Raw genomic sequence first — 9,456 nt, 5'->3', positions numbered from 1 at the left:
TTTTACCACTCAAAGGATTGTCTACTACGCTCCGCTCCGTAGACCGCTATTCATCCCCACCGTATAAGACGGATGGGGTTTTCCGCGAATCCTGATAAATTCATTTGTGGGGATTCTTTGTTTTGAGTTTCCCGCAGAGGGTTGAATCTATCGACTATTCGACGATCTAACAATGGGGTTTTCTAGAGATTCTCGATACTGTTGGACTTGTTCTGTGTAACCAATAGGCAGAACAGCTTCGACGTTTTCATGGGGACGAGCAATAATTACCCAGGATTCGAGGGTACCGCCATATACATTTTCTGCGGCTTCAATACCAGCAGCCATAGCGGCTTTTACCTCAGAAACATCGCCACGAATATTAACTGTAAAACGGGCGCTACCCACTCTGATATATCCAACGAGGGTGACTCGACCAGCTTTTACCATAGCATCTGCTGCTGCTAGCACCGCAGGGAAACCTTTCGTTTCAAGTGCTCCAACTGCCTGTAATGACATTATTAATCTCCTGTATGAATAAACGCTGATGGGGTCTACCAGTTAATTGTACGAAGCTTCGCTACAGATTTTGATAGCAAAATTGCTTAGAACATGCGGAAAGGTTCTGATTCTTCAGTGAAATGGATTGGTAATATGGTTTCAACATTTTCCGGGGGATTAGGAACGATGTAGTAGGTAATTACTGCACCAACCTTGACTTGCTCTCCAGCTGCTATTCCGGCTTCAACAGCTCTATTTACTTCAGAAACGTGTCCCCGAACGGCAACTAACAAACGAGCGCTTTCAGCTTGACCGTAGTACACAATTGTGACTGCGGCAGCTTTCACCATTGCATCTGCTGCTGCTAAGACACTAGGAAAACCTAAAGTTTCAATTACGCCAACGGCCATTGGCATGGCATTAGCTCCTGGATTAAGGGATAGGCGATATTAATTGTACGTGGCTTTAGTCCCAATTTTAACATTTTGTAAAACTTTCTTTGATGCGGGAAATTTTGGGGGAGTGGGGAGTTAATAGTGAGGAGTGAGGAGTTAGAATGTTTTGATAGTCGCTAGACTATATTTTATGTATTACAAATAATACTCGATCGTATTAGTTTGTGTAATTTTGCTGCTTAACAAAATTAGCAATGAGTGGAAGCTAGCTAGTACGATAAACTGAAATTTATGTTTCCGAATTTTCTTCCTAAAGCAGTTGAGCAACTGACAGAATCTACCTCAATCGCACTGGCTCAGAGTATTCAAACTGCTGCGATCGCTACTCCTTTAATTAATCAACCAGTTACCACAACTTATGTCAAGCAAGGGAGTGGTGGAACTCCTATATTATTAATTCACGGCTTTGACAGTTCTGTATTAGAGTTTCGCAGGCTTTTGCCACAACTCTCTGGAGATAATGAAACTTGGGCAATAGATTTGTTGGGTTTTGGGTTTACAGATAGACTCTCAGGAATTGCTTATAGCCCAACTGCCATAAAAACCCATCTTTATTATTTCTGGAAAAGCCTGATTAACCAACCTGTAATTTTGGTAGGTGCTTCAATGGGAGGCGCGACAGCGATTGATTTTACGCTGACTTACCCGGAGGTAGTAAAAAAACTGGTGTTAATTGACAGTGCAGGGTTGGCGGGTGGTTCACCGTTAAGTAAAGTAATGTTTCCACCGTTGGATTATTTAGCAACTCAATTTTTGAGTAGTCTGAAGGTACGCGATCGCATTTCCCGTATTGGATATAAAAATCAAAATCTTGCTTCTGTCGATGCTTTATGTTGTGCTGCATTACATCTACAAATGCCCAGTTGGAATCAAGCTTTGATTGCTTTTACTAAAAGTGGTGGTTATAGTGCTTTTAGATTGAATATTTTATCACAAATTGTACAACCAACCCTAATTTTGTGGGGTGATTCCGATAAGATTTTGGGTACTAATGATGCCACAAAGTTTAAAAGGGCAATTCCAGACAGTAATCTCATCTGGATTAAAGATTGCGGCCATCTTCCACATCTGGAACAACCACAAATCACCGCACAGCATATTTTAGACTTTTGTGGTGAATTAAATTAAGTTCCTAGACGGAAAAATTAAAGTTTGTCGGAAGTACTTTAGTCCTGATAATCCTTGTTAGCGCTACTAACGATATACATAAAGGGCTGTTTCTGACGTTTCCAGACTTAACAGGGAAAGTTTAATTCAAAAATGGCACTACGGGAACGACAGATGAATCAAGTAGTGCCATAAATTATCTGACTGATTAACTAAATCTAGTCAAGTAACCACATCTCATTAGAACTATCGGGATACTCATTTGGTTGATTTTGAGGTTGAGCTTGAGCAAGTGTTTCCGATGACCGATGTGATTTTTTGTAGTTAAGTGGATTGTAGTGGTCTTTTACTGGTTTGATCGCACTAGTTTCTTTTACTGCTACAGCAAGTTTAGATTTATCTTCTGCTGTTTGTTTTAAAGCATTAATTTCTTCTATAAGCAGGGAATTTGCTTCTGCTAGTTGCAGTGCTGTTTTTTTGGTTTCGTCAAGTTCTTTTGTTACCTGTTGCGCTAATAACTTTTGTTCCGATGCTAATGTTTGTTGTTTAGATAATTTTGATTGCAAATCAGCAATTTCTTGCCCCAGAAATGCTTCCTTTTTATGGCTTTTTTCGAGATTAATTGTCAATTCTTTGACAGTTGCTTCTAAATCAGCTTTAGTGGGACTTGTGCGCTTAGTAGAAGTCGGATCGAGTGTCTGTGCTGACGATTCCTCATCAGATGAAGCTTCTTCTTCGGCAATTGCTTCTGCTGTAACTTCGATCGCAGATTCACCTTCTGGGGGTGTAAATTTTTGCGCCTCTTCTTGTAATAAATCAGAGAGACTTTGTTTCCTAGCCATTATTATTTCTCCAATCACGCTGTAATTCATCAGCTGCACGACGGTAGTCTGACTCCGCCTCTCGTGCATTACTTCCTCGCCATTGAGCGATCGCTACGCCCTCAAGCGCCGCTCGTTCATGAGCCTTATAAGCACGGATAAAGGTATTACAAGCAGGAATACCTAATCTAGTGAGAGTGTTTTTTGCTTCTAGTGCTTCCCCAATACTGCGCGTATCGACTTTGGTAAGCAGTACCCGATGCGGTGTTCCCACAGGGATAACGGCTTCCTTGACTGTTTCCACGAGGATAGCTAAATCCATTGCGGATGGGGGTGTAGGCAAAATTAGATAATCTGCGATCGCAACTACCGCCACTAATGCTTCAGAGCGCAGCGCGGGAGGTGTATCCACCACTACTAAATCGTAACCTGTTATCTTTCCTAATTCACTTAAAAGCTTAGGATCTGTTTCTTGAGATAAATCAAACCCCATTCCTTGCTGACTGCGCCCAAACCACCAACTGGCAGAACCTTGAATATCTGCATCAATCAGCAACACCTTTTTTTTCTTCGCAAAGTTTGCAGCCAGATTGACTGCGGTAGTCGTTTTACCGACTCCTCCTTTACCGTTGAGAATAGCGATGATTTTTGGCACTGCTTGCTTCCGATGCTGCCTTTTGTTAGCGGTAGCGGGGCGTTTAGCCCGTGCTGAGTTAGGAGTGCTGAGTGCTGAGTTAGGAGTAAAGACGCAATTAATCGCATCTGTACAAGAGTTATTATTATTCTCTTTTCAGTTCTCAGTCCCCAGTGCCCAGTCCCTAATGATGAATATAGCGCTTTATGTAACCCTAAGTAACATGAAAACTCGTAACAATAAAATTTAGAAGCCATCAAATCCACAAAACTCTATGACAGCAACTTACAATCTGCCTGATGGGCCTCAAATGCCGCGCTGGTTGCGAACGATCAAGTTTGTTAGTCAGCCAGTGAAATATGTAGATGATTTTGCCAAAACTTATGGCGACACTTTCACAATCAGGAGTAGTAACTCTGATAACCATCTTGTGTACTTTAGTCAACCCCAAGCCCTTGAGCAGATTTTTACTGCTGATTCGAGCCATTTTGAGGTTGGGAGGGGGAACATAGGACTAAAATTTTTGCTTGGCGATCGCTCCTTTATGTTAGCGGATGGCGATCGCCACCAGCGACAACGGCAACTATTAACTCCCCCTTTTCATGGCGAAAGGATGCGGGCTTATGGTGAGGATATCAGTAAAATAACCCGACAGGTGAGTAATGAATGGCAAATTGGTAAGCCTTTCAAAATCCGTGAGTCGATGCAAGAAATTACTTTGCGTGTTATTCTACGGGTTGTATTTGGAATGGAAGAAGGAGAGCTTTTTGAAGAACTGAGGCGATCGCTAAGTGACTTACTAGACTTCATCAGTTCACCGATAATGTCTAGCGCCTTCTTTTTCCGGTTTATGCAAAAAGATTTCGGGGCGTGGAGTCCGTGGGGTAGAATTCTGCAACAACGGCAAAAAGTTGATCGACTTATTTATACTCTGCTTCGAGAACGTCGGGCTGAACCTGATAAAAATCGTCAAGATGTCCTAAGTTTGATGATGGCTGCTCGTTACGATGATGGTCAAGGGATGTCAGATCAAGAATTACACGACGAGTTAATGACGCTGCTAGTAGCGGGACATGAAACTACTGCTTCTGCATTGACATGGGCTTTGTACTGGATTGAGCGTTTACCAGAGGTGCGTGAAAAGTTGCAACATGAACTTAACACCATTGGAGGCAATCCCGATTTAAGTAGTGTGGCTAAGTTACCCTATTTGACAGCAGTTTGCCAAGAAACATTGCGAATTTACCCAATTGCCATGACTGCTTTCGTGCGGCTTGTGAAAATTCCACTTAAAGTTATGGACTACGAACTGCCACAGGGAACAGCAATAGTCCCCAGTATTTATTTAGCGCATCATCGAGAAGAAGTCTACCCACAATCCAAACAGTTCAAGCCAGAACGCTTTTTAGAAAGACAATATTCACCTTATGAATATTTACCCTTTGGTGGCGGTAATCGTCGCTGTATTGGGATGGCATTTGCCCAGTATGAAATGAAAATCGTCTTGGCAACTGTTCTGTCTAACTTTCAATTATCGTTGGTGAACAAGCGCCCTGTGCGTCCTGTGCGCCGTGGGTTAACAATAGCTGCACCAGCCGGAATGCGGATGATTGCAAAACCTCAAGTGAAGCCTGTTGATAGACCAGCGTTAGTGTAATATCAAGTTCGGCTAATTACAATCGTAAAAATACCCTTCCTCGCTTGCGGCTACGGTGTACACACAAGTCTTCTAGAGTTGCCTCATAGGTTTTTGATCCCCCCAACCCCCCGATAAATTGGGGGGCAAAAGCCTCTTAAAGTCCCCCTTTGAAAGGGGGATTTAGGGGGATCTCCAACGATTTTGGGTTTGTACAAAGATGTGTGTACACCGTGCTTTGGCGGGGTAGGGTTCTGGCGCGAAATATGTGAAGTTTGGTTAATTAATCATGCTATTTCAGTATCAGAATTAGCTTATATTTCAGGTTTAATCTCTTGTTTGTTGGCGAGTTGTTCATAATGTTCTTTATCGCGGTATTTAATTGTTCTCATAGGTTGATTTCCAACAATTGCTAAAGGGTCAATATTGGCACTTACAACCGTACCAGCTGCCACAATTGCACCATCTCCAATGGAAACTCCGGGAATAATTAGGACATTTCCGCCAATCCAAACATTGTTACCGATAACAACAGGTTTATGAATGTAGACATTATGCTCATAAGGCAAATCATTACTTTGGTAGTCGTGATTTGCAGAGAGAATAACAACATTAAATCCAAGCGTGGTGTTGTCGCCAATTGTGATTCCACCACGTCCATCTAATAAGACATCCGGGCCGATATAGACTTTATTACCCAAAGAGACATTTTGCGGATGGTCAATTCTAATATCTTGCTTAAATCGTAGACCAGAACCACAAAATTTTAATTGACTCTTCAGTTCTTGATGCTTGTAGCGCCTAATTTTGGTTTCTAGGTATTCTCCCCACCGCACCAAACGAGGGATTAACCATTGTTCCAATAGTCGCTCTAATTTATTTGTAATTTTATCTTTGATTTGTTTCATAAAATCTCATGGAAGTCTAGGAACTCTCTAGCTTTCAAGCAAGGATGAAAAACGATGCGGGTAGTTTAGCACCGTTCATATTTATTAGGTTTCCCTGATTTGAGTATTTTCTCCCGTGTGAATACCGTTTTTCTAAAAGTAGGTTGTGCAATACACACAATAACTTCGCAATTTGCTAAGATTCTCTAGTGTCCGACCAAAAAATATTCCCATGAAAAAATACTCTTCATTACAAAAAATAGCCATAATTACAAATTATGCATATTATCAGTCGTGCAAGACTTTCTGAATTCTGGGAAAAGCACCCTAATTCACAAATTAGCCTGCGGCTATGGTATAAAATGACATCTTTGGCTGAATGGTCAAACTTTGTAGAGTTACGAGAAAATTTTCCCGCAGCAGATCAAGTAAGTAATTTTACAGTTTTTAACAAGACTATCTAAATGTTTTAGGTACTCTAGTCTATGAGTACGAACAAAAACATCATTCTATACCTGATATTCATGGCATAGAATTACTTAAAGCGTTGATAGCTGAATTTGGTTTGCGACAAAAAGACTTAATTCCTATCTTTAAAACCGAGTCTATTGTCTCTGAAGTCTTGAGTGGACAGCGCAAGCTGACAGTTAACCATATCGCTCACCTCGCGGAGTTTTTTCATGTTTCGCCTGCTGCTTTTTTTGAGTCATAAGACGGAAAACTTTACAAATACTCATTGCGTATAGACTTAACAAAAAGCAAACTGATGTAGCAAGATCCATTTAAGTCCCTTTCGTCCCACATCTCGAAGTGGGTAGGAGGCAATGCATGATTGGCAGTATTTCTTTAACCACGATCGCAGCAATTTAAATCAAGCCACTTACCGCATCTTTGAGCCGGAGTGGAAAGCAGAGATTCTCCACTGGTTCAGCCAGAAAGATGTAGCTAAGGAGCAGAAAGAAGATTTTATCCAAGCCTTAATAGATTTTGATGACAGTTGCGGCGATTTTTATCGGTATCGCGCCTATTTTTTGGCGGCTGAAGCTTTATCCCAGTTCCCAGAATGTAGTTTGGGTGATGTAATTGCTTCTCAAGTGCTGAAATGGAGTTATGCTTACTTTCGGCAAGATAAAAGCGATTGGCAGATACTACCAAAACCATTGGTGAAGACAGCGAGAAAAACGCTGGAATTAACCGATAGAAAACGGGTTATCGCTGCTTTTGTCAATTTGGTTCATACTACTGAAAGTCGCACAATTCTTAGACTTGCAGCCGAGAAGTTAGGAAAACTCGATCCGGGTAATAAAAGTGCGATCGCAGCTTTAATGCTGCTAATTCAGCAAAATAACTCTCATCTTGGGACTGCAATTCGTAGCTTAGAGAAAATTGGCTATGGCAATGAAACTGTAATTACTACTTTAATCCAATTCATCAAAATAACGCCTTGGGCTGTAATTCATAGCTTAGGGCAAATTGGCTGCGGTAACGAAACTGCGAGCGCTGCTTTAATCCAATTTATCAAAATGAAGCCTGATGAGATCGCAAATGAGTGGTTGATGTTAGAAGACATATATGAGGGTGCGATTAAAGCTTTAGGAAACATAGCTTATGGCAATCGAATTGCGATCGCTACCCTGATTGATTTCATTCAAAGATACAAAGATGATCTGATTTGTTCAGATGCAGCTAAGGCTTTGTGGGATATCGATCCAGGTAATGCAATAGCGTTAAATATTTTAGTCCAGATTCTCGAAACTACCGAGAATACATCTTTGCTCGATATGTCCGTTAGATATCTGATGGTAATTGACCCAGGTAACAAAGCTGTAATTACTATTTTAACTGAGAGAATTAAAACCACTGAGAATGAATTTTTCCGTTGTAAGGCTGCTTTATGTCTAGGAAAATTCGATTCAGGTAATAGAGTAGCAATTACCACTTTATCCAAAATACTTGAAACTGCTGAGGAGGAATGGGTGTATTTTCATGCAGCAGATATACTAGCACCAACTAATGACTATCAGCAGCAAATAATTAAAGCCATGTGGAAAATGGTTAATTTAAAAGATGAGCGTACATCTCTAGATGCGCTCTTTATCTTGCTGGAAATAGACTCCAATAATCAACAGGCGTTTAATACTCTAATTCGGCTCTTGAACACTACAAAGCATGAATCAATTTTGACAAGTGCTGCTTATGATTTACAACAATTTAACCTAAGCATAAAATTAGAAACCAAAAAACTAAATGAATTAATCGCCGTCTTTATTAGATTAATTCAAACCTATCAGGATCTTGCGGTTAAAGAAAATGAAAATGGAGATTTATTTCCTTCAGAGTGGCTATCCTATGAATCCGGTCTTTTAGATATAGCTGATAATTTGACAAGCGTCATCCAAAAAGAACATTTACTACAAGTAGTCATAACCCTAAAAGACTATCTGAGTGAACAGTTCTACAAGAACAATTCATATCGCTACGAGGCTGTGTTTAATATTATCTGGCATTGTGCTGAGAATATGAGTTACCCAGATTTATACAAGGCTTGGCACAATTAATTGACTGAAGAATAAGCACAGAGTTGTTATCAAAAATTGTAGAGACGCGAATTGTAAAAGCGTCTCTACAAAAACAAAATTTTTTATTGGGCTACTAATCAAAATCCCTGTGCGAATGGCAGACGAGCTACGGTTCTGAGAAGGTCGCCAGCTAAGTTGAGTGCTAAGAAAGCTAAAATCGGAGAAAAATCCATACCGCCCAATGGGGGAATAATTGAGCGGAATAAATTCAGATAAGGGTCGGTTATCTGGCCTAAAGCGGCAAATGGCTGTTTATACCAGTCAATTGTCGGGAACCAAGTCAACAAAACCCGGATAATTAGCAAATAGCTATAAAAGGTGACAAAGGTAACTAGTGTTGTAATCAGTAAACTCATGGATGGCTTTGTTTCCTACTAAGTGTCAAACGCGGTCTTATCTTTACTAATTTTAATTTAGTCCAAGGTCAAAAGTGTTTGCAGATTTGGCACTTGCCACACCAGACATTTTCACCACGCCTGAACAAAGAATCAGGAGTCTTTAGTCAGAGAGCGGTCATTGCTGGCTTGGGGTGAACCGCTATTCACATTACCCAGTTGTTTCCGCACATCATCAATTGTGGCATTTAGCTGGGCAATTTTATCTTCTAGCGATCGCCGGGCCGTTTCTATGCCGGCGCTCTCACTTTCTGAAGCTTTCATCTGACGGCGCTTTGCCGCTATTTTCTTCGCTTCGACTTGGCTATCTGTCAGTTCTGTTTCGTCCTCTGGTAGCAATTGCGGATCGCGTCGAGAAGCAATCAATGCCCCGATAACGCCGCCAAATACGCCACCAACAAAGGCCCCTGCTAAAAAACCACTGCCAAAACCATCTCGCTGACTCATATCTTTACCGCCTTC

The 9,456-nt window shown here is 41.0% G+C and carries 13 protein-coding genes; 6 read left to right on the top strand and 7 right to left on the bottom strand.

The window, feature by feature from the left end:
* Positions 1 to 147: 147 nt before the first annotated feature.
* Complete coding sequence (locus tag CDG77_RS14125; RefSeq protein ID WP_094329988.1) at positions 148 to 498, bottom strand: carbon dioxide-concentrating mechanism protein CcmK; 351 nt, start codon at positions 496 to 498, stop codon at positions 148 to 150.
* A gap of 86 nt (positions 499 to 584) precedes the next feature.
* A complete protein-coding gene (locus tag CDG77_RS14120; protein ID WP_094329987.1) occupies positions 585 to 896 on the bottom strand; it encodes a BMC domain-containing protein in 312 nt (103 codons plus the stop codon).
* A gap of 270 nt (positions 897 to 1,166) precedes the next feature.
* Between CDG77_RS14120 and CDG77_RS14115 the strand changes: the two genes are divergently transcribed.
* Positions 1,167 to 2,063 carry an alpha/beta fold hydrolase gene (locus CDG77_RS14115; RefSeq protein WP_094329986.1) on the top strand — a complete coding sequence of 299 codons (897 nt, stop codon included), beginning with the start codon at positions 1,167 to 1,169 and terminating at the stop codon, positions 2,061 to 2,063.
* A 197-nt stretch (positions 2,064 to 2,260) separates the two neighbouring features.
* On the opposite strand, the gene CDG77_RS14110 is transcribed toward CDG77_RS14115, so the two are convergent.
* Positions 2,261 to 2,884: a hypothetical protein gene (locus CDG77_RS14110; RefSeq protein WP_094329985.1), complete on the bottom strand. Its 624-nt coding sequence runs from the start codon at positions 2,882 to 2,884 to the stop codon at positions 2,261 to 2,263.
* On the bottom strand, positions 2,877 to 3,518 hold the full coding sequence (locus tag CDG77_RS14105; protein ID WP_094329984.1) for a ParA family protein: 642 nt from the start codon (positions 3,516 to 3,518) through the stop codon (positions 2,877 to 2,879). The genes CDG77_RS14110 and CDG77_RS14105 overlap by 8 nt, the downstream gene beginning before the upstream one ends.
* On the opposite strand from CDG77_RS14105, the gene CDG77_RS35450 reads away from it, so the two are divergent.
* The gene (locus tag CDG77_RS35450; RefSeq protein WP_143857028.1) at positions 3,505 to 3,747 is read left to right on the top strand and encodes a hypothetical protein; all 243 of its coding nucleotides are present in this window, start codon (positions 3,505 to 3,507) and stop codon (positions 3,745 to 3,747) included. The two genes, CDG77_RS14105 and CDG77_RS35450, sit on opposite strands and share 14 nt — an antisense overlap.
* A 24-nt stretch (positions 3,748 to 3,771) precedes the next feature.
* Complete coding sequence (locus CDG77_RS14100) at positions 3,772 to 5,154, top strand: cytochrome P450 (RefSeq protein ID WP_094329983.1); 1,383 nt, start codon at positions 3,772 to 3,774, stop codon at positions 5,152 to 5,154.
* 293 nt (positions 5,155 to 5,447) lie between these two features.
* On the opposite strand, the gene CDG77_RS14095 is transcribed toward CDG77_RS14100, so the two are convergent.
* A complete protein-coding gene (locus CDG77_RS14095) occupies positions 5,448 to 6,041 on the bottom strand; it encodes an acyltransferase (RefSeq protein WP_094329982.1) in 594 nt (197 codons plus the stop codon).
* Positions 6,042 to 6,298: 257 nt separating this feature from the next.
* Here CDG77_RS14095 and CDG77_RS14090 point away from each other — a divergent pair, with 257 nt between their 5' ends.
* The 3 genes from CDG77_RS14090 to CDG77_RS14080 all read left to right on the top strand — a co-directional run bounded on the left by CDG77_RS14090 (position 6,299) and on the right by CDG77_RS14080 (position 8,578).
* Positions 6,299 to 6,484, top strand: a complete 186-nt coding sequence (locus CDG77_RS14090; protein ID WP_094329981.1) for a type II toxin-antitoxin system HigB family toxin — start codon at positions 6,299 to 6,301, stop codon at positions 6,482 to 6,484.
* Between the two features lie 83 nt (positions 6,485 to 6,567).
* Positions 6,568 to 6,732: a helix-turn-helix domain-containing protein gene (locus CDG77_RS37595; protein ID WP_219852058.1), complete on the top strand. Its 165-nt coding sequence runs from the start codon at positions 6,568 to 6,570 to the stop codon at positions 6,730 to 6,732.
* 112 nt (positions 6,733 to 6,844) lie between these two features.
* Entirely contained in the window at positions 6,845 to 8,578 is a 1,734-nt protein-coding gene (locus CDG77_RS14080; protein ID WP_094329980.1) for a hypothetical protein, read from the top strand.
* Positions 8,579 to 8,676: 98 nt separating this feature from the next.
* On the opposite strand, the gene CDG77_RS14075 is transcribed toward CDG77_RS14080, so the two are convergent.
* Positions 8,677 to 8,955 (bottom strand): YggT family protein, encoded by a 279-nt coding sequence (locus CDG77_RS14075; protein WP_094329979.1) that lies wholly within the window; start codon positions 8,953 to 8,955, stop codon positions 8,677 to 8,679.
* 132 nt (positions 8,956 to 9,087) lie between these two features.
* Entirely contained in the window at positions 9,088 to 9,441 is a 354-nt protein-coding gene (locus tag CDG77_RS14070; protein WP_094329978.1) for a hypothetical protein, read from the bottom strand.
* Positions 9,442 to 9,456 lie beyond the last annotated feature (15 nt).

It is taken from the genome of Nostoc sp. 'Peltigera membranacea cyanobiont' 213, assembly GCF_002245975.1.
Taxonomy (GTDB): domain Bacteria; phylum Cyanobacteriota; class Cyanobacteriia; order Cyanobacteriales; family Nostocaceae; genus Nostoc.
The sequence above is the reverse complement of the archived record's forward strand: the minus strand, read 5'-3'. Positions and strand labels throughout refer to the sequence as shown.

What these genes read in the sequence shown, in the direction of transcription:
- CDG77_RS14125 (WP_094329988.1), bottom strand. Translation starts at nt 498, where the DNA reads ATGTCATTACAGGCAGTTGGAGCACTTGAAACGAAAGGTTTCCCTGCG.
- CDG77_RS14120 (WP_094329987.1), bottom strand. Translation starts at nt 896, where the DNA reads ATGCCAATGGCCGTTGGCGTAATTGAAACTTTAGGTTTTCCTAGTGTC.
- CDG77_RS14115 (WP_094329986.1), top strand. Translation starts at nt 1,167, where the DNA reads ATGTTTCCGAATTTTCTTCCTAAAGCAGTTGAGCAACTGACAGAATCT.
- CDG77_RS14110 (WP_094329985.1), bottom strand. Translation starts at nt 2,884, where the DNA reads ATGGCTAGGAAACAAAGTCTCTCTGATTTATTACAAGAAGAGGCGCAA.
- CDG77_RS35450 (WP_143857028.1), top strand. Translation starts at nt 3,505, where the DNA reads ATGATTTTTGGCACTGCTTGCTTCCGATGCTGCCTTTTGTTAGCGGTA.
- CDG77_RS14100 (WP_094329983.1), top strand. Translation starts at nt 3,772, where the DNA reads ATGACAGCAACTTACAATCTGCCTGATGGGCCTCAAATGCCGCGCTGG.
- CDG77_RS14095 (WP_094329982.1), bottom strand. Translation starts at nt 6,041, where the DNA reads ATGAAACAAATCAAAGATAAAATTACAAATAAATTAGAGCGACTATTG.
- CDG77_RS14090 (WP_094329981.1), top strand. Translation starts at nt 6,299, where the DNA reads ATGCATATTATCAGTCGTGCAAGACTTTCTGAATTCTGGGAAAAGCAC.
- CDG77_RS14080 (WP_094329980.1), top strand. Translation starts at nt 6,845, where the DNA reads ATGCATGATTGGCAGTATTTCTTTAACCACGATCGCAGCAATTTAAAT.
- CDG77_RS14075 (WP_094329979.1), bottom strand. Translation starts at nt 8,955, where the DNA reads ATGAGTTTACTGATTACAACACTAGTTACCTTTGTCACCTTTTATAGC.
- CDG77_RS14070 (WP_094329978.1), bottom strand. Translation starts at nt 9,441, where the DNA reads ATGAGTCAGCGAGATGGTTTTGGCAGTGGTTTTTTAGCAGGGGCCTTT.